At 68.9% G+C, this 18,238-nt stretch carries 17 protein-coding genes and 1 tRNA gene; 7 read left to right on the top strand and 11 right to left on the bottom strand.

The genetic code is table 11. The annotated features are described in order from the left end of the window. The first annotated feature begins 28 nt into the window (after window positions 1-28). Window positions 29-2,176: an NAD-dependent DNA ligase LigA gene (gene ligA, locus FHG71_RS13825; protein WP_139082283.1), complete on the top strand. Its 2,148-nt coding sequence runs from the start codon at window positions 29-31 to the stop codon at window positions 2,174-2,176. A gap of 1 nt (window position 2,177) precedes the next feature. Next, window positions 2,178-4,472 carry an ATP-dependent DNA helicase RecG gene (recG, locus tag FHG71_RS13820; RefSeq protein ID WP_139082282.1) on the top strand — a complete coding sequence of 765 codons (2,295 nt, stop codon included), beginning with the start codon at window positions 2,178-2,180 and terminating at the stop codon, window positions 4,470-4,472. Between the two features lie 403 nt (window positions 4,473-4,875). Here the strand turns inward: recG and FHG71_RS13815 are convergent, their stop codons facing one another. Beyond that, window positions 4,876-5,334, bottom strand: coding sequence for an iron-sulfur cluster assembly scaffold protein (locus FHG71_RS13815; protein WP_139082281.1), 459 nt, complete (start codon window positions 5,332-5,334; stop codon window positions 4,876-4,878). Window positions 5,335-5,401: 67 nt separating this feature from the next. Here FHG71_RS13815 and hisI point away from each other — a divergent pair, with 67 nt between their 5' ends. Then, window positions 5,402-5,740: a phosphoribosyl-AMP cyclohydrolase gene (hisI, locus tag FHG71_RS13810; protein WP_139082280.1), complete on the top strand. Its 339-nt coding sequence runs from the start codon at window positions 5,402-5,404 to the stop codon at window positions 5,738-5,740. A 49-nt stretch (window positions 5,741-5,789) separates the two neighbouring features. Here the strand turns inward: hisI and gluQRS are convergent, their stop codons facing one another. From gluQRS to gyrA, 5 genes are all read right to left on the bottom strand, one after another. Then, window positions 5,790-6,632 (bottom strand): tRNA glutamyl-Q(34) synthetase GluQRS, encoded by an 843-nt coding sequence (gene gluQRS / locus FHG71_RS13805; protein WP_139082279.1) that lies wholly within the window; start codon window positions 6,630-6,632, stop codon window positions 5,790-5,792. Next, window positions 6,629-7,987: a methylenetetrahydrofolate--tRNA-(uracil(54)-C(5))-methyltransferase (FADH(2)-oxidizing) TrmFO gene (gene trmFO, locus FHG71_RS13800; protein ID WP_139082278.1), complete on the bottom strand. Its 1,359-nt coding sequence runs from the start codon at window positions 7,985-7,987 to the stop codon at window positions 6,629-6,631. Before trmFO ends, gluQRS begins: the two co-directional genes overlap by 4 nt. 47 nt (window positions 7,988-8,034) lie before the next feature. After that, window positions 8,035-8,385 (bottom strand): DUF6614 family protein, encoded by a 351-nt coding sequence (locus tag FHG71_RS13795; protein ID WP_139082277.1) that lies wholly within the window; start codon window positions 8,383-8,385, stop codon window positions 8,035-8,037. Window positions 8,386-8,439: 54 nt separating this feature from the next. Further along, window positions 8,440-9,132 carry a hypothetical protein gene (locus FHG71_RS13790; protein WP_139082276.1) on the bottom strand — a complete coding sequence of 231 codons (693 nt, stop codon included), beginning with the start codon at window positions 9,130-9,132 and terminating at the stop codon, window positions 8,440-8,442. 127 nt (window positions 9,133-9,259) lie between these two features. After that, window positions 9,260-12,001: a DNA gyrase subunit A gene (gene gyrA / locus FHG71_RS13785; RefSeq protein WP_139082275.1), complete on the bottom strand. Its 2,742-nt coding sequence runs from the start codon at window positions 11,999-12,001 to the stop codon at window positions 9,260-9,262. Window positions 12,002-12,189: 188 nt separating this feature from the next. Here gyrA and FHG71_RS13780 point away from each other — a divergent pair, with 188 nt between their 5' ends. Next, window positions 12,190-12,468, top strand: coding sequence for an usg protein (locus FHG71_RS13780; RefSeq protein WP_139082274.1), 279 nt, complete (start codon window positions 12,190-12,192; stop codon window positions 12,466-12,468). Here FHG71_RS13780 and FHG71_RS13775 read toward each other — a convergent pair. The 3 genes from FHG71_RS13775 to rocF form a co-directional block, all read right to left on the bottom strand. Next, on the bottom strand, window positions 12,455-13,345 hold the full coding sequence (locus FHG71_RS13775) for an NAD(P)-dependent oxidoreductase (RefSeq protein ID WP_139082273.1): 891 nt from the start codon (window positions 13,343-13,345) through the stop codon (window positions 12,455-12,457). The genes FHG71_RS13780 and FHG71_RS13775 overlap by 14 nt on opposite strands. 183 nt (window positions 13,346-13,528) lie before the next feature. Continuing rightward, on the bottom strand, window positions 13,529-14,608 hold the full coding sequence (locus FHG71_RS13770) for an ornithine cyclodeaminase (RefSeq protein WP_139082272.1): 1,080 nt from the start codon (window positions 14,606-14,608) through the stop codon (window positions 13,529-13,531). After that, window positions 14,605-15,528 carry an arginase gene (rocF, locus tag FHG71_RS13765; protein ID WP_139082271.1) on the bottom strand — a complete coding sequence of 308 codons (924 nt, stop codon included), beginning with the start codon at window positions 15,526-15,528 and terminating at the stop codon, window positions 14,605-14,607. The genes FHG71_RS13770 and rocF overlap by 4 nt, the downstream gene beginning before the upstream one ends. An 86-nt stretch (window positions 15,529-15,614) precedes the next feature. Here rocF and FHG71_RS13760 point away from each other — a divergent pair, with 86 nt between their 5' ends. Beyond that, the gene (locus FHG71_RS13760) at window positions 15,615-16,052 is read left to right on the top strand and encodes an Lrp/AsnC family transcriptional regulator (RefSeq protein ID WP_139082270.1); all 438 of its coding nucleotides are present in this window, start codon (window positions 15,615-15,617) and stop codon (window positions 16,050-16,052) included. Here the strand turns inward: FHG71_RS13760 and FHG71_RS13755 are convergent. Then, window positions 16,036-16,521 (bottom strand): disulfide bond formation protein B, encoded by a 486-nt coding sequence (locus FHG71_RS13755; RefSeq protein ID WP_139082269.1) that lies wholly within the window; start codon window positions 16,519-16,521, stop codon window positions 16,036-16,038. The genes FHG71_RS13760 and FHG71_RS13755 overlap by 17 nt on opposite strands. A gap of 127 nt (window positions 16,522-16,648) precedes the next feature. On the opposite strand from FHG71_RS13755, the gene ypfJ reads away from it, so the two are divergent. Both ypfJ and FHG71_RS13745 read left to right on the top strand, forming a co-directional pair. After that, a complete protein-coding gene (gene ypfJ, locus FHG71_RS13750; RefSeq protein ID WP_139082268.1) occupies window positions 16,649-17,494 on the top strand; it encodes a KPN_02809 family neutral zinc metallopeptidase in 846 nt (281 codons plus the stop codon). A 43-nt stretch (window positions 17,495-17,537) separates the two neighbouring features. Beyond that, window positions 17,538-17,624: transfer RNA gene (locus FHG71_RS13745), tRNA-Leu, on the top strand. Window positions 17,625-17,875: 251 nt separating this feature from the next. Here the strand turns inward: FHG71_RS13745 and FHG71_RS13740 are convergent. Continuing rightward, window positions 17,876-18,094 carry a hypothetical protein gene (locus FHG71_RS13740; RefSeq protein WP_139082267.1) on the bottom strand — a complete coding sequence of 73 codons (219 nt, stop codon included), beginning with the start codon at window positions 18,092-18,094 and terminating at the stop codon, window positions 17,876-17,878. Window positions 18,095-18,238 lie beyond the last annotated feature (144 nt).

The raw sequence follows: 18,238 nt of genomic DNA, 5'->3' as shown, positions 1-18,238 counted from the left end.
CGCTGGCATGGATGGGCAGGAGTCTGGAATGGCCGAAGGGGACGCGCCGGGCACGGCTCTCGGCCTGGTTGACCGGTTGAACGAAGACGAGGCGCGGCAAGAGCTCGCTCGCCTCGCCGCCGAGATCGCCGCCGCAAACCAAGCCTATCATGCCGAGGACGCACCGATCATGTCGGATGCGACTTATGATATGCTGAAGGCCCGCAACGCCGCCATCGAGGCGCGCTTCCCCGGGCTCAAGCGGACCGACAGCCCGACCGAGCTGGTGGGCGCCGCGCCGGCCGAAGGCTTCGGAAAGGTAGCGCACCGCGTGCCGATGTTGAGCCTTTCCAACGCCTTCGCGCCCGAGGACATCCGTGACTTCGACACCCGCACGCGTCGCTTCCTGAACCTGCCTCCCGAGGCGCCGCTTCGCTACGTCGCCGAGCCCAAGATCGACGGCCTGTCGCTCTCCCTGCGCTATGAGGGCGGGCGGCTCGTGCAGGCGGCGACGAGGGGCGACGGCGAGGTTGGCGAGAACGTCACCGCCAACGCGCTGACGCTGGACGACATTCCCGGGCGGCTGACCGGCGACGCGCCCGTCGTGCTCGAGGTGCGGGGCGAGGTCTACATGACGCACGAGGATTTCGCCGCGCTGAACGCCCGAGCGGCACAGGCGGGCGGCAAGGTCTTCGCCAACCCGCGCAACGCCGCTGCGGGCTCGCTCCGGCAGCTCGACGCCCGCATTACGGCCAGCCGCCCGCTGCGCTTCTTCGCCTACGCCTGGGGCGAGCTGTCCGAGCCCTTGGCGGGCACGCAGTGGGACTCGCTGCAGCGGCTCGCGGCCCTGGGCTTCAAGGTCAATCCCCTGATCCAGCTCTGCGACGGACCCGATGCGCTGCTTGCGACCTATGCCGTGATCGAGGCGCAACGGGCGACGCTGGGCTATGACATCGACGGCGTGGTCTACAAGGTGGACGACCTGGGGCTCCAGCGCCGGCTGGGCTTCCGCTCGACCACGCCACGCTGGGCGGTGGCGCACAAGTTCTCGGCCGAGCGGGCTTGGACCCGTCTTCTGGGCATCGATGTCAACGTGGGGCGAACCGGGGCGCTGGCGCCTCTCGCGCGGCTTCAGCCGGTGACGGTCGGGGGCGTGGTGATCTCGAACGCCACGCTTCACAATGAGGATTACATCGCCGGGCGCTCCGCCTCGACCGGCGAGCCGATCCGCGAAGGCCGGGACCTGCGCGTCGGGGACTGGGTCGAGGTCCGTCGGGCGGGCGACGTGATTCCGCAGATCGTGGACGTGGACCTGTCGAGGCGCCCCGAGGATGCGGCTCCCTTCGCCTTTCCCCACACCTGCCCTCAATGCGGATCGGAGGCTCTGCGCGAGGCCGGCGACGCCGTGCGGCGCTGCACCGGGGGGATCGCCTGTCCGGCGCAGGCGGTCGAGAAGCTGAAGCACTTCGTGTCCCGGAACGCCTTCGACATCGAGGGGTTGGGGATCAAGCAGATCGAGATGTTCTTCAACGATCCGCTCCTGCCGATCCGCGAGCCCGCCGACATCTTCACGCTGGAGGAGCGTGACCAGATCAACCTTGCACGGCTCAGGAACCGGCTGGGCTATGGCGAAAAGTCGGCGCAGAATCTGTTTCGCGCGATCGAGCAGCGTCGCCGGATCCCCCTCGCGCGGCTGATCTTCGCCCTGGGCATCCGGCATCTGGGAGAGGCGGGCTCGCAGCTCTTGGCGCAGCACTACGGCTCGTGGGAGGCCTTCGAGCATGCAATGACCGCCGCGCGGATCGGGGAAGGGTCCGAGTGGTCGGAACTGACCTCCATCGACGGCGTCGGAAAGGTGCTGGCCACCTCGGTCGTGACCGCCTTTCACCAAGAATCGGAGCGGGCCGCCATCGACCGGCTGATCCCGCATCTCAGCATCGAGAACCCGCCGCGGCGCGCGACCGAAAGCCCTGTGGCCGGAAAGACGGTGGTCTTCACCGGCACGCTGGAGCACATGACCCGGGCCGAGGCCAAGGCGCGGGCCGAGGCCATGGGGGCAAAGGTCGCCGGCTCGGTATCCGCAAAAACCGACCTTCTGATTGCCGGGCCCGGTGCGGGATCCAAGGCCCGCGATGCCGAGCGGCTTGGTGTGACTGTCATCGACGAGGCGGCCTGGCTGGCCCTGATCGGAGGCTGAGATGGGTCGCGGCGACCCATCCATCCCTGGTGCCGTGCCGAACGCGGCGGGACCGACGTCGAGCGAGGCGGATCGCCCGCCTTCGCTGGGCAACGTGGAAGAAGGCTCGGACAGCAAACCCGACCCGCAGGCAGGTGCCTCGACCGGGTCGGGGCCGACGTCGCATCGGTTGTCCGGGGGAGGAGGCGCGCCGGCGGCGAGCACCTCCGTCCGGGGCCGACCCGAGATCCTCTGGCCGGTCTTCGGGCCTGTGACCGGCCTTCGGGGGATTGGGCCCAAGACGGCGCAGGTCCTGGATGGCGCGGGGCTCGGACGGCCGCGCGATCTTTTGTTCACCTTGCCGCAGGGTGGCGTCGACCGGCGTCTGCGCGAGAGCATCCGAGAGGTGCCGCTGCCCGCCGTGGTCACGGTCGCCGTTCGGGTGGAGCGTCACCGTCCCCCCCCGGCCAAGGGCCGCCCCCATGTCGTGACCGTCGCCGACGCCCAGACGAGCTTTCAGATCGTGTTCTTCCACGCGCCGGCGGATTGGCCGGCCCGCGCCCTTCCCCTGGGCAGCCGACGGGTCGTCAGCGGCAAGGTCGAGCTCTTCGATGGCGTCGGCCGGATGGCGCATCCTGACCACATCTTGCCCGAGGAGGAGCTTGCCGCCATCCCGGGCTACGAGCCGGTCTATCCGCTAGCGGGGGGCGTTTCGCAGAAGGTGATGGGCAAGGCCGCACAGGGGGCACTGGCGCTCGCGCCCGACCTGCCCGAATGGATCGACCCCGGCCTGCGGGAGCGCGAGGCGTTTCCACCCTGGCGTGAGGCGCTGATGCAGGCTCACGCTCCCGAAGGCGGCCCGGACCTGCGGCCCGACGCGCCGGCCCGGCGCAGGCTCGCCTATGACGAGCTTCTGGCCCATCAACTCACCCTGGCGCTCGCCCGGGCCACGGCGCGGCGTGCCCGCGGGCAGGTGACGCGAGGCGACGGAGACCTGCGGGCTCGGGTGCTTGGAGCCTTGCCCTATGAACCTACGGGCGCGCAGCGGCGTGCGGTGGCCGAGATCGAGGCGGACATGGCTTCGACCCGGCGGATGAACCGGCTCCTGCAGGGTGACGTGGGTGCGGGCAAGACGCTGGTCGCTCTCTTGGCGCTGCTGATCGCGGTCGAGGCGGGCGGGCAGGGCGCGCTGATGGCGCCGACCGGCATCCTGGCCCAGCAGCATTACGAGGGGATCCGGCCGCTGGCCGAGGCGGCGGGCGTGACCGTCGAGCTGTTCACTGGCCGCGACAAGGGGGCCGAGCGCGCGGCCAAGCTCGCCGCCCTGGCCGAGGGGCGCATCCACGTTCTGGTGGGCACCCATGCTCTGTTCCAGAAGGACGTGGAGTTCCGCGACCTGCGCCTGGCCGTGGTGGACGAGCAGCACCGCTTCGGCGTCGCGCAGCGGATGGAGCTGGGCGCCAAAGGCGCATCGGCGGACGTGCTGGTGATGACCGCGACGCCGATCCCACGCAGCCTTGCGCTGGCGCAGTACGGCGACATGGACCTGTCGGTGCTCGACGAGAAGCCTCCGGGTCGCAAGCCCGTCACGACCGTGCTCGCCTCGACGGAACGGCTCGATGAGGTCGTGGGGCGGCTCCGCGCCGCTATCGCCGAGGGACGGCAGGCCTACTGGGTCTGTCCCCTGGTCGAGGAATCGGACCAGAGCGACCTGACCGCCGCAGAGGTGAGGTTTCGCCAGCTCCAGTCCATCCTCGGGGAACGGGTGGGCCTTGTCCACGGGCGGCTGGCGCCGGCCGAGAAGGACGCGGCGATGCAGGCCTTCGTCGAGGGGCGGACGGCGCTTCTTGTGGCGACCACGGTCATCGAGGTGGGGGTGAACGTCCCCAACGCCTCGATCATGGTCATCGAGCGGGCCGAGACCTTCGGGCTCGCGCAGCTTCATCAGCTTCGCGGGCGGGTGGGACGCGGCTCGGCCCAGTCCACCTGCGTCCTGCTCTACGAGCCTCCCCTAGGCGAGACGGCCAGGCGGCGGCTGACCCTGCTGCGCGAGAGCGAGGACGGCTTCCGCATCGCCGAAGAGGATCTTGCTATCCGCGGGGCGGGCGACGTGATCGGCACGGCGCAGTCGGGCCTGCCGCGATTCCGCATCGCCGACCTGGAACGGCAGACGGGGCTCATGGCTATCGCCCAGAGCGACGCGCGCAAGCTTCTTCATGACGACCCGCGCCTCGAATCGCCCCGGGGGCAGGCGGCGCGGCTCCTGCTGTGGCTGATGGAGCAGGACCGGGCCATCCGTCTGATCGGGGTCGGCTAGTCCGAACCCCGTCATGGGCCCGGCTCCTGGGCTTCCTCCCTGATCCTGCTTCATTGCATCTGGCCCTTCTTTGCCGATGGCGACGATGTTCTCATAAAGTTCTTTACAGAAGGTAAAGCTCGTGAGAACAAAGGGGCAACGGATGAGAACAGAAGGAGGACAGTATGAACGGCGACGATGAACTGACCACCGGCTTCGATTGGGGGCTCCTGTCCGATCTCCTTGGGGCGCTGTCGCTGGGCGTGCTGCTCGTGGCGGGACTTGCCTTGCCCGGCTTTTTCTAGATCTGCCCGCGCCCCCGCAGCGGCGTCGCCTCGTCCTTCGTGGAGGTCCGTCCGGTTGCCCGCCGGCGGATCGCGGCCCGCGTCCCGGCGGGGGTGCTTTCCTGGCCGCCGCGTGCCCTTCAGGTCGCGGCGGCTTTTTTCTGCCCCACAGCCTGCTCCAGCGCCTCGATCGTGGCCTCGAAGGCCAGCAGGATGGAGCCGTGCCGGTTCGGATGGTCCCGCGCGGGGATCAAGACGGCGAGAGCCTCCCAAGGGGCGCCCGGCGGCTCGGCCCCGTCGCGCAGCATGGCGCGCAGGCCGTCGCGGCCCTGTCGCACCTCGTCGGGCGTAAGGCCCACGACCGTCGCGCCAAGGACCGAGGCCGCCGCCTGCCCAAGCGCGCAGGCCCGCACATCCTGCGCGAAGCCGGCGATGCGGCCGTTCTCCAGCGTCACCTCCACGCCGATCGTGGAGCCGCAGAGCGGAGCGCGCTTCCGGGCGGTGCCCTGCGGCGCGTCGAGCCGGCCCAGTCGCGGGATGTCGGCCGCGAGCGCCAGGATGCGAGTTGAATAGAGTTGGAGAAGGTCCTGGTCCGACATGGTTTGCCCTTCGGTGGCGTGCCGCCTAGATAGGCGCGTTCCCCGCGCTTGCCAAAGGACTTCCGCCATGGCCTTCGATCCTGCGACACTGACGTACAACTCGGCGGGCCTGATTCCCGCCATCGCGCAGGACCATGCCACGGGCGAGGTGCTGATGCTGGCTTGGATGAACGCCGACGCCGTGGCGCGCACGCTGGAGACGCGCCGCGTCACCTACTGGTCGCGTTCGCGCCAATCGTTCTGGATCAAGGGCGAGACGAGCGGGCATGTGCAGGAACTCGTGGAGATGAAAGTCGACTGCGACCGGGACGCGATTCTCGTGACCGTGAAGCAGACGGGTCCGGCCTGCCATACCGGTGCCCGGAGCTGCTTCTTCACTTCGGTCGCGGAGGTTGCGGTCCCCTGAGGGCGATCCCGTCCGTCCTGTCCCGGAGCTATGGCTCGGCGGATCTGGCCTACAGATCGACCATGCGTCGGATGTCGGCGGGCGTCGCTCCTTCGGCGCGGTAGCGCGCGATCGCCCTGGCGTCCTCGCGCTTGGCCAGCCGCCGTCCGGTCTCGTCCCGGATCAGGCGGTGGTGGTGATAGACCGGCGTCGGCAGGCCGAGAAGTCGCTGGAGAAGCACATGGATCGGCGTCGCCTCGGCCAGATCCTCGCCGCGGGTGACGAGCGTGATGCCTTGCGCCGCGTCGTCCACGGTCACCGCGAGATGGTAGGACGTTCCGAAGTCACGTCGCGCCAGCACCACGTCGCCCACCGAACGGATCAGGTGCCCGGCCGAGACATGAACCATGCCGTCACGGGTGCCGGTTTCCGAGTAGGCAATCTCGCCAAGGTCTTGCAGGGCCTTCCTCATGTCCAGCCGCAAGGCGGCGCCCGAGGGCAGGGGGCCGCTCCGTGGGTTGTCCCGGCAGGTGCCCGGATAGACCACGCCATCGGGCCCGATCAGTGGCGCGCCACCTTCCTGTGGGGCCGAGGCGGCCTCGAGGATGTCGCGACGCTGGCAGGTGCAGGGATAAAGCAGACCGCGTGACCAGAGCTCGGCCAGCGCCGCCCGGTGGGCCGGAAGACGCTCGGACTGGCGCAGGGGGGGCTCGTCCCAGGTCAGGCCCAGCCAAGCGAGGTCGTCGAGGGCCTGCGCCTCCCACTCCGGCTTGGAGCGTTGCCGGTCGATGTCCTCGATCCGCAGGAGGAACTGGCCGCCGGCCGCGCGGGCGAGGTCGTGCGCCGTGATCGCCGCAAAGGCGTGCCCCAGATGCAGCGGCCCCGTGGGGGATGGCGCGAACCGGGTCCTCACTCGGCCGCCCGCGCCACCATCCCCGACAGCCACGCCGACCAGTCCGCCTTGGCGCGGTCGGTGTAGCCCTTGTAGCGTTCGGCCCGGCCTCGCCGCCCGCCGCGGGCCTCGGGCAAGGGCGGGAACAGGCCGAAGTTGACGTTCATCGGCTGGAACGACTTCGCGTCCGCCCCGCCGGTGATGTGCGACACGAGCGCCCCCACGGCGGTCGTGGCGGGCACCGGCGGCAGCGCCTCGCCCCGTGCCTCCGCGGCGGCGAGGCGGCCGGCCAGCATCCCCATGGCGGCCGATTCCACATAGCCCTCGACCCCCGTGATCTGACCGGCAAAACGCAGCCACGGGTGCGCCTTGAGCCGCATCTGGCTGTCCAGAAGCGTCGGCGAGTTGATGAAGGTGTTGCGATGGATGCCGCCCAGGCGCGCGAAGCTTGCGTTCTCGAGTCCTGGGATCATCTTGAAAACAGAGGTTTGCGCGCCGTACTTCATCTTGGTCTGGAAGCCCACGATGTTGTAGAGCGTCCCGAGCGCGTTGTCGCGGCGAAGCTGGACGACGGCATGGGGCTTGACGTCCGGCTGGTGCGCGTTGGTCAGACCCACGGGCTTCATGGGCCCGAAACGCAGCGTCTCGCGTCCCCGCTCGGCCATGACCTCCACGGGAAGGCAGCCGTCGAAGTAGCCGGCCGTCTCGCCCTCGTGGAACTCGGTCTTCTCGGCCGCAAGCATCGCGTCGATGAAGGCCTCGTACTGCTCCTTGGTCATGGGGCAGTTGATGTAGGCCGTCCGCTCCTCCTCGGTCTCGCCCTTGTCATAGCGGGACTGGCGCCAGGCCACGCTCATGTCGATCGTGTCGGCATGGACGATGGGTGCGATCGCGTCGAAAAAGGCAAGCTGCTCGGCCCCCGTGGCGGCCCTGATGGACTCGGCCAGCGCACCCGAGGTCAGCGGCCCGGTGGCGACGATCCAGGAGCCATCCTTAGGCAGCGTGGTCATTTCGCCCTCGACCACGCTGATGAGCGGATTGGACCGGATCGCCGCCGTCACGTCGCGCGAGAAGGCGTCGCGGTCCACGGCCAGCGCGCCGCCGGCCGGCAGGCGATGCCGCGCCGCCATCTCCATGACCAGCGAGCCCGCCGCGCGCATCTCCCAATGGAGGAGGCCCACGGCGTTCTGTTCGTGATCGTCCGAGCGGAAGGAGTTGGAGCAGACCATCTCGGCCAGGTCGCCCGTCCGATGGGCGAAGGTCCCGACCTTGGGTCGCATCTCGTGAATGACGGCCGGCACGCCGGCGCGGGCGCAGGCCCAGGCCGCTTCCACTCCCGCCATGCCGCCGCCGATGATGTGGATCGCGTTGCTCATGACGGGGGAATAGGACGACGGACCACGGATGGAAAGCCCGGCCCCGGTCAGATGAGCGCGATCCGTTCGCGGAAGGCGGGATCGGGGAAGGGACGATAGAGCCCGACCTCGGCCCGCGCGATCATGTGATGCACCTGCTCGTAGCGGCGCTCGTCGTCGTCCTCGGCCGTCGAGAGCGCGGCGAAGGCGCCGTCGAGTTGCGCCAGGCCCTCGACCTCGATTTCCAGCAGGAAGTCGGTGTGCGATCCCGAGGCGAGTCCGAGCTTGCGCCGCAGGAGCCGCCAGCCGCCGATGACCCCCCGGGCCTGAAGGCGCGAGAGCCATGCGTCCACGGCCGACGCGAAGGCCAGCGCCTTGGCGTCCTGCTTGAGCTCGATCAGGCAGTGATACAGATTCATCCGTGGTCTCCTTTCGACGCAGGAGACCACGGAAGCCTTAAGATCCGGTGAAGGTCAGCGGCCCGGCAGGATCTCCCACAGGCTGCGCGAATCGAAGGTGGTGCCGCCCTTGGGCCCGATGGCCAGCCGCGCGCCCAGCGCGACATAGGTGTCGGCCTCGTCCTCCAGGCTGCGGCGGCCCAGTTCGGCATACAGCGTGGGTCCGGCCATGAGCTGGTATTCGCCCCCGAGCGCGAGCCGGCTGCCCTCCAGGTCGCCCGACAGGCCCCCGGCGAAGGCCGTGCCCGCGAAGTTGCCGAAGCCGTAGCGCAGGTCGGCCGACAGCATCGCGCCGTCGCCCTCGTCCCCGTCGTAGCGGCCCAGGGCGCCTTCGATCTCGGCCCCCATGAGGTCGGCCGCCGCCTCGATGCCATAAAGACTCGTCGAGCCGTCATCGTCGTCCGAGTCGCGGCCATAGAACACGCCGGCGGTCGTAGTGCCCAGCCGGTCGTAGAGGCCGTGGAGCGTCGCATTGCGCCCGCCCAGCCCGATCTCGCGCGAGCTGTGGTAGCCCAGGTCCGCCGCGACGCCGAAGCCGCCGAACAGGCTGAACTCGAAGGCGCCGCGATATTCCTTCTCGCCCAGGCTGAAATCGTCGGTGAAACCCAGAAGCTCGGCCGAGATCTCGGCCCCTTCGAAGCCCTGCGCCGAAAGGCCGGCCGGAACGGCAAGAAGGACCGCCGCGGCGGCCAGGTGTCGGATGCTCATGCTCGTGCCCTCATGTGGTGCGGACCGTGCGGCGGTCACGTCGTCTTGAAGGCCATCCTGCGGCGGGAGCGGGCCGTGGGCAAGGGGGAGAGGGGGACCCGGCAGAGAACCGCCGGGCCCGAAAATGTCAGATCGCGTCGGCCTCGGCCTGCTCGGCGACCTTGGCGACCGAGACGACCTCCTCGCCGTCCACGTCGAAGACCCGGACGCCCCCGCGCGAGCGCGAGCGGAACGAGATTCCCTCGACCGGCACCCGGATCGACTGGCCGCCCGAGGTCACGAGCATGATCTGGTCGCCCATGTCCACCGGGAAGGCCGCGACGATGACGCCGGTTTCTCGCCCGCGCCGGTCCGACAGGTCCATGGCGACCACGCCCTGGCCCCCGCGTCCGCGCACCGGGTAGTCGTGGCTCGACGACAGCTTGCCCATGCCCCGCGAGGTGATGGTCAGGATCAGGTCCTCGGCCGCCGACATCTGGGCGTAGCGGTCCTGGTTGATGGACGCGGCCACGGCCTCCTCGTCCTCCTGCCCGTTCTCGCCGTTGCCATTCTCCTCGTCGGTGACGCCCAGCACGGCGCGCCGCATCTTGAGGTAGGCCACGCGCTCCTCGGGGCTGGCCTCGAAGTGGCGCACGGTAGCCATGCTCACCACGTGGTCGGTCTCGTCCCGGAGCGTGATGCCCCGGACCCCGGTCGAGTCGCGGCCCTTGAACACCCGCACGTCCGTGGACGGGAAGCGGATCGCCCGGCCGTGGTCGGTGACCAGCAGCACGTCATCGTCCCCGGAGCAGATCTGCGCGTTCACGAGGCGCGTGCCTTCGGGCAGCTTCATCGCGATCTTGCCGGCGCGGTTGACGTTGGTGAAGTCCGACAGCGCGTTGCGGCGCACGTCGCCCGTGGAGGTGGCGAAGACGATCTGAAGCTCGTCCCAGTGGTCCTCGGGCCGGTCCACGGGGACGATGGCGGCGATGGTCACGCCCGCGTCGATGGGCAGGAGGTTCACCAGCGGCTTGCCCTTGGCCGTCCGGCCGCCGTAGGGCAGGCGCCAGCACTTGAGCTTGTAGACCATCCCGTCCGTCGTGAAGAACAGGAGCGGCGTGTGCGTGTTGGCCACGAAGAGACGCGTCACCACGTCCTCTTCCTTCGTCGCCATCGACGACAGCCCCTTGCCGCCGCGCCGCTGCGCGCGGAAGTCGGACAGCGGCGTGCGCTTGATCCAGCCGCCCTGCGTCACGGTCACGACCATGTCCTCGCGCTCGATCAGGTCCTCGTCCTCGAGGTCGGCGGCCCATTCGGTGATCTCGGTCCGGCGCGGCACGGCGAAGAGCTGGCGCACCTCGCGCAGCTCGTCCGAGATGATCCCCATGATCCGCTCGCGCGAGCCCAGGATCTCCAGATATTCCTTGATCTTGCCCGACAGCTCCTGAAGCTCGTTGGTGACCTCCTCGACGCCCAGCTGCGTCAGCCGCTGGAGCCGCAGGTCGAGGATCGCGCGCGCCTGCGCGTCGGACAGGTTGTAGGTCCCGTCCTCGTTCATCGGGTGAAGGGGATCGTCGATCAGCCGGATGAAGGGCGCGATCTCGTGGGCGGGCCAGCGCCGCTCCATCAGTCGCTCGCGCGCCTCGGGGGCGTCGCGCGACGACCGGATGGTCTGCACGACCTCGTCCACGTTCGACACCGCCACCGCGAGGCCGCAGAGGATGTGCGCCCGCTCGCGCGCCTTGCGCAGCTCGAACGCGGTGCGCCGCGCCACGACCTCCTCGCGGAAGTCGACAAAGGCCGTGAGGAACCCGCGCAGGGTCAGCGTCTCGGGCTTGCCGCCGTTCAGCGCCAGCATGTTGCAGCCGAACGAGGTCTGCATCGGCGTGAAGCGCCAGAGCTGGTTCAGCACCACGTCCGCCGTCGCGTCGCGCTTGAGCTCGATCACCACCCGCACGCCATTGCGGTCGGATTCGTCCTGGACGTGGGCGATCCCCTCGATCCGCTTGTCGCGGGCGGCCTCGGCGATGCGGTCGATCATCGTGGCCTTGTTCACTTGGTAGGGGATCTCGTCCACGATGATGGCCTGCCGGCCGCGGATCTCCTCCATGTGGGTCTTGGCGCGGATGATGACCGAGCCGCGCCCTTCGAGGTAGGCCTTGCGCGCGCCCGAGCGGCCCAGCATCTGCCCGCCCGTGGGAAAGTCGGGGCCGGGGACGAACTGGATCAGGTCCTCGGTCGACAGGTCCGGATCGTCGATCAGCGCGAGCGTGGCGTCCACCACCTCGCCCAGGTTGTGCGGCGGGATGTTGGTCGCCATGCCGACGGCGATGCCGCCCGCGCCGTTGACCAGCATGTTCGGGAAGCGCGAGGGCAGGACCGTCGGCTCGCGGTCCTTGCCGTCGTAGTTGTCCTGGAAGTCGACCGTGTCCTTGTCGATATCCGCCAGCACGAAGGCCGCGGCCTTGTCCATGCGCACCTCGGTGTAGCGCATGGCCGCCGCCGGGTCGCCGTCCATCGAGCCGAAGTTGCCCTGCCCATCCAGCAGGGTCAACGACATGGAGAAATCCTGCGCCATCCGCACCAGCGCTTCGTAGATCGCCGAGTCGCCGTGGGGGTGATATTTACCCATCACGTCGCCCACGGGCCGCGCGCTCTTGCGGTAGGACTTGTCGTGCGTGTTCCCCGTCTCGTGCATCGCATAGAGGATGCGCCGGTGCACGGGCTTGAGGCCGTCGCGGATGTCGGGAATCGCCCGGCTCACGATCACGCTCATCGCATAGTCGAGGTAGGAGGCCTTCATCTCCTCCTCGATCGACACGGTCGGTCCGTGCGCGCCTTTCGGGCTTGCGCCAAAGGTCTCGTCGGGAACGTCGGGCGTGTCGGACATGCGCGGCCTTCAATATCTAGTTCTGTGGGGGTCCATATACCCGCAGGATATAGGGTGAAAAGCCAGCCATAACAAGGGTGGCAGCCATCCAAGTCGATTGCTAACAGACTGTGATCGTTGACTTTTCAGGGAACCGTGATCGACCATGCCCCGTAGGTGGTGGGAACCGCCTGTTTTGGGGAGACGACATGACGAAACGACCCGTCTCGGAGACCGAGCTGATGCTCAAGGGCTATGGCCTGACCACGGCCGAGTTCTTCTACCGGATGCCGGATTACCGCCACGTCCTGAACAGCTACATCTGGCAGGACTACGACCTGGCCCCCGATCATCCCCGGCTCTTCGAGTTCATCGAGTTCTGGCAAAGGGAGATCGAGGGGCCGCTCCATTCGGTCCGCTTCACGCACCGCAAGCTCATCGCGCCGGGCGAGTGGCGGAACGTCGTGGGCGAGTTCAGGTATCACTGACCCCGTTCGCGCGGGCCACGTAGTCGACAAGGTGGGGCACGTAGTCCTCGGGCCCTGCGCCGCCCGTGGCGACCGCGTTGGCGTAGGCGTTCTTGGCCGCCGAGGCCATCGGCGTCGCCACCGTCGCGTCGTTGGCCATCGATTCGAGGTAGCGCAGGTCCTTGTAGGCGTTGGACAGCGTGAAGCGGTGCGCCTCGCGGTTGCCTTCCAGGGCATAGCCCATGAACGTCTGGTAGAAGCCGCAGTCCATCCGGCCGCCCCGGATCACGCCGTCGAACTGCTCGACGGAGATGCCGACCTTGCGCGACAGCGCCAGCGCCTCGGCATAGAGCGCCCCGTAGCCCAGCGACAGGAAGTTGTTGAGGAGCTTCATCCGGTGCCCGTCGCCGGGCCCGCCCACGCGCAGCACGCGGCCCGCGAAGGTCTTCAGGATCGGCTCGACGCGGGCGTAGTCGCTGTCCACCGCGCCCACCATCACGTCGAGGTTGCCCTCCCAGGCGTCCTTGGGCGTGCGCCCCAGCGGCGCGTCCACGAGGCCCACTTTGCGGTCGTGCAGCAGCGCCCCGAGCTTCATCGTCGAGACCGGGTCCGCCGTGGAACAGTCCACGACGATGTGCCCCTTGCGCAGGGCTGGCAGCATCGCCTGCACCACCTCCTCGACCTGCGGCGAAGCGGTCAGGCACAGCACGATCACGTCCGTGGCCTCGGCCAGCGCGGCGGGCGAGGGCGCCTCGGACGCGCCCTTGGCCTTCAGGTCCTCGACGGCCTCGCGTTTGCGGTGACCCAGCACGGTCAGGGGATAGCCCTTGGTCAGGATGTTGTGCGCCATCCCGTGGCCCATCCAGCCCACGCCCACGAAGCCCACGCGTTCGGTCATTTCCGGCCCTCCCTGTGACGGGGGCACCTTGGCCGAACCGCCCCGGAGGGTCCAGAGCGGCGCGGCAAGGTTCCATTAACCCGACCGCGCGGTGCTCGAAGAAACCGTTAACCTCTGCGGGCGAGACTGGTCGCGAGCCGCAACAAAGGACCCGCGCCCATGTTCCATCCTACCCTTGGCCCGTTAGGGCTTGGCGCGCATCAGCATCCCGAACAGGTCGCGCGGGTCGTCCGGGTCCGCGATCATGTCGAGCAGGTCGTAAAGCCCCGTCTCCCGGGCCTTGGCCAGCACGTAGGTCAGCGCCGAGAAGTCCTCGATGGCGAAGCCCACCGAATCGAACAGCGTGATCTGCGCGGCATCGGTCCGGCCCGGCTTGCGGCCCGCGATGACCTCCCACAGCTCCGTCACCGGATGGTCGGGGGAAAGCTGCTGGATTTCGCCCTCGATGCGGGTCTGGGGCGGGAACTCCACGAAGATGTCCGAGCGCAGAAGGATGTCGCGCGCCAGCTCCGTCTTGCCGGGGCTGTCGCCCCCCACGGCGTTCAGGTGGACGCCCGCGCCCACCATGTTGTCGGTCAGGATCGTGGCCAGCCGCTTGTCGGCGGTCGCGGTGGTGATGACCTGCGCGCCCAGGATCGCCTCCTCGGCGGTCGCGCAGGGCACCACGGTCAGGCCATGGCCCTGGAGGTTACGGGCGCACTTCGCCGTGGCGCGCGGGTCGATGTCCCAGAGCCGCACCTCCTCGATCCCGCAGATCGCCTTGAAGGCCACGGCCTGGAACTCGGACTGCGCGCCGTTGCCGATCATCGCCATGACGCGGGCGCCCTTGGGCGCGAGGTGCTTCGCCGCCAGAGCCGACATGGCGGCGGTGCGCAGCGCCGTCAGCATCGTCATCTCGGACAGCAGGACCGGATAGCCCGTGTGCATGTCCGCCAGGAGCCCGAAGGCGGTGACCGTCTGCAGCCCCTCGCGCATGTTCTTCGGGTGCCCGTTGACGTACTTGAATCCATAGGTGTCGCGGTCGGCGGTCGGCATCAGCTCGATCACGCCGTCGGCCGAATGGGCCGGGATGCGCGCGGTCTTGTCGAAGCTCTCCCAGCGCAGGAAGTTGCCCTCGATCACCTCGGCGATCTCGCGCAGCATCTGCTCGAGGCCCACGCGATGCACGAGACGCATCATGTTCTCGACCGAGACGAAGGGCATGAGGGCCTTCTCGGACGGCACGGCGTTGAAGGTCGCGGTCAGGGGCAGGCTGGCGTTCATGCAAGGCTCCGGGTCGGTCGGTCGAAGATTCGGCGCCCCAGCAGGGACGCGGTGAGGTCCACCATCAGGCCGGCGGTGCGGCCCCGTTCGTCGAGGAACGGATTGAGCTCCACGAGGTCGAGCGAGGACACGAGCCCCGAGTCGAACAGCATCTCCATCACGAGATGCGCCTCGCGGAACGTGGTCCCCCCCGGCGAGGTCGTGCCCACGGCGGGCGCGATGGAGGGGTCGAGGAAGTCCACGTCGAAGGACACGTGCAGCAGGCCCCCGGCCGCATCGACGCGGGCCAGGAACTCGGCGAGGGGCGCCTTGATGCTGTTCTCGTCGATGAAGCGCATGTCGGCCACATGGATCTCGGTCCCGGCCAGCGCCTCGCGCTCGGCGGGATCGACCGAGCGCAGGCCGATCATGCAGATGTTCTTGGCCGGGATCGGCGCGGGCACCGGCGGGAACGCGTCGAACCCCTCGCGTCCCGCCAGATACGCGACCGAGACGCCATGGAGGTTGCCCGTCTCGGTCGAGGCCAGCGTGTGGAAGTCGCTGTGCGCGTCGAGCCAGAGCAGGAACAGCGGCTTGCCCAGCCGTTGCGCATGCGCGGCCACGCCCGCCACGGTCCCCATGGAAAGCGCATGGTCCCCGCCCAGGAAGATCGGCATCCCCTGTCCGGCGGCCTCCTCGGCCGCGCGTATGAGCGCCGCCGTCCAGCCCACCGTCTCCGCCAGCGCCCAGAGCCGCGGGTCGCCCGCCGCCTCGATCGGGTCGGGGGTCAGGTTGCCCCGGTCGGTGACGCGGTGGCCCAGGCCCTCCAGCGCCTCCCGCAGCCCGGCGACCCGGTACGAGTCCGGCCCCATGAGGCAGCCGCGCCGCCGCTTGCCGCTGTCCACCGGGCAGCCGATGAGAATGATGTCACGCATGTCCATGGCCTATAGCTCGTGTCGGTAAGTGGCAGACAGAAGGGGTGATCCTGTGCGATACGTATGTTCCTTGGCCGGAATGGACAGTCATAGTGGACGAACTGGATCAGCGGCTCATCTCCGCGCTGCGTCGCGACGGACGGGCCAGCCTGTCGGACCTTGCGCACGAGCTGGACGTGACGCGCACCACCGTGCGGTCTCGGCTTGCGCGACTCATCGCGTCGGGCGAGATCGCGGGCTTCACGGTGCTGACCCGCGCCGACGTGGCGACGGCGCCGGTGCGCGGCCTGATGATGCTTCAGGTCGAGGGGCGGGGGACGGATCGGGTGATGGCGCGGCTCTCGGGCCTGACCGAGGTCACGGCCTTCCACACGACGAACGGCACCTGGGACCTGATCGTGGAGATCGGGACGGACACGCTGGAACACTTCGACGAGGTGCTGTTTGCCATCCGGCGCATCCCCGGCGTGACGCGCAGCGAAACGAACCTGCTCCTGTCGTCGCGCCGGCCGGTCAGGCGGCCCGTGTGACGCCGCGCGACGTGGCGGAGGCGCGGGCGGCCAGGACCCAGAGGACCACGAGGACCGCCGAGAAGATCGCGTTCCAGGACGCCATCGAGATGCCGAACAGCGACCAGGCCACCTGGTCGCACATGACGATGCGCGGCGCCTCGGTCGAGAGCAGGTCCGCGCCGCTGAGCGAGCCGAGGTCGCCGCCGCCCGTGCAGGAGGTCTGGATCGTCCACCAGCCGCGCTCCACCCCGGTGTGCATCACGCCGATGGCAGAGGTGGTGAGCGCCGCCATCGCCCCGAGCCAGGGCAGCGCCGGTCCCCGTGCGACCAGCGCCAAGGCCCCGATCGCCACCGCCACGAAATGGGGGTAGCGCTGCCACCAGCACATCGGGCAGGGCGGATAGCCCAGCGCCTGGAAGAGGTAGGCCCCCGCAAGAAGCGCGGCCGAGCCGCCGGCGGCGGCGAGAATCAGGCTGGTGCGGGTCATGCGCGTCTCCGGTCTTGGCGGGGCGCACCCTTTCCGAGCCGCAGCGCGGAGGCAAGCCGGAATCGCGGACCTTTGGACCGTCTCCTCGCGTTGTGAGGAACGCTTCGGTGAAGAGGGAAGACGGATCATGAAATGGCGTGGGCGGCGCGGCAGCAGCAACATCGAGGATCGTCGCCGGATGGGCGGAGGGGGAGGGGTCGCGGTCGGCGGCGGCGGCCTCGGGCTCCTGGCGGTGGTGCTGATCGGCTACTTCCTGGGCGTGGACCTGACGCCGATCCTGGGCGGCGCGGGCGCGACCGGCATCGGCGCGGGTGGCTCGGCCGATATCACGCAGGCCGACGAGGAGGCGGCGCAGTTCGTGTCCGTCACGCTGGCCGACACCGAGGAGGTCTGGGCCGGCATCTTCAGCGACCAGCTTGGCCAGAGCTACGAGCCGGTGACGCTGGTGCTCTTCAAGGGGGCCACCCAGTCGGGCTGCGGCGGGGCCAGCGCGCAGACCGGTCCGTTCTACTGCCCGGTGGACCAGCGGGTCTACCTCGACACCGACTTCTTCGTCACCCTCGAGAGACAGTTGGGTGCGGGAGGCGACTTCGCGGCGGCCTATGTGGTGGCGCACGAGGTGGGGCACTATGTGCAGGACCTTCTGGGCATCCTGGGCGAGGCGCAGCGGGGTCGCCAGCAGGGCGCCGAAAGTGCAGCGGTCCGGGTGGAGTTGCAGGCCGACTGCTTCTCGGGCGTCTGGGCCTATCATGCCCAGGCGCAGCTCGGCACGCTCGAGCGGGGCGACATCGAGGAAGCCCTGAACGCCGCGGCGCAGATCGGGGACGACACGCTCCAGCAGGAATCCGGCGGCGCCGTCCGGCCCGAGACCTTCACCCACGGCACGAGCGAGCAGCGGCAGCGCTGGTTCTACACGGGCTTCGAGTCGGGTGACATCGGCAGCTGTGACACGTTCAGCGTGCAGAACCTCTGAGTGTTTGACGGCCGGGTCCGGGGCAGCTAGATCGGACCGGCCGGCCGGTGTGGCGGAATGGTAGACGCAGCGGATTCAAAATCCGCCGGGGCAACCCCCCGTGAAGGTTCGAGTCCTTTCACCGGCACCACATTTCTTCTGGGTTTTCGGCCCAACTTTGGCTTGCGAGCCGTGGCCGAAGATCTTTGTGGTTCACACTGGCTTCGAGAGATCGCATCTATGAGCTAGGAAAATCTGGCGCACACGCGACCAGGCACCAGGATTGCGCCGAGGCATCGGTTGCCCTGGGCGGGGTAGCATAGGCAGGCGAGTACGGCACCGTACTTGGGCTCAGGCCAAGATCTCGATCCTGTTCAGTCGATCGCGCGTGCCCATAAAGAATCATGCATGAGGCGCTGATTTGGTGGCTTCGATGCGGACCAGATGAGCTTTATGCTGGCGAAGCAGATCCTCGAACTCCGCCAGAAGCGCGATCGCGACGTCGGTGGGGTGGCCCCGTTCCCGCAGCTCGGCCACGATCTCGCGCTGCCGTTTCACATGCGCCTCGCCCTCGCGCACGTGCCGCTGCACCATCTCCAGCTCCGTTTCGTGGTCAGCCATCCGTCGTGCCTCCTTGAGCAGGACATGTACCCGAACGTGGCGCCTTGATCTCTCTCCGGCATGAACCCGGGAGCTACGCTCAGGACCCATAAGCCGACTGGCCTGGAGCGCTTGGCTGTGATTCACAGCCCTTCGCGAAAGGAG

Origin of the sequence: Rubellimicrobium roseum, from assembly GCF_006152145.1 — a bacterium.
Classification (GTDB): Bacteria; Pseudomonadota; Alphaproteobacteria; order Rhodobacterales; family Rhodobacteraceae; genus Rubellimicrobium; species Rubellimicrobium roseum.
This window is presented reverse-complemented; position numbering and strand designations above follow the sequence as displayed.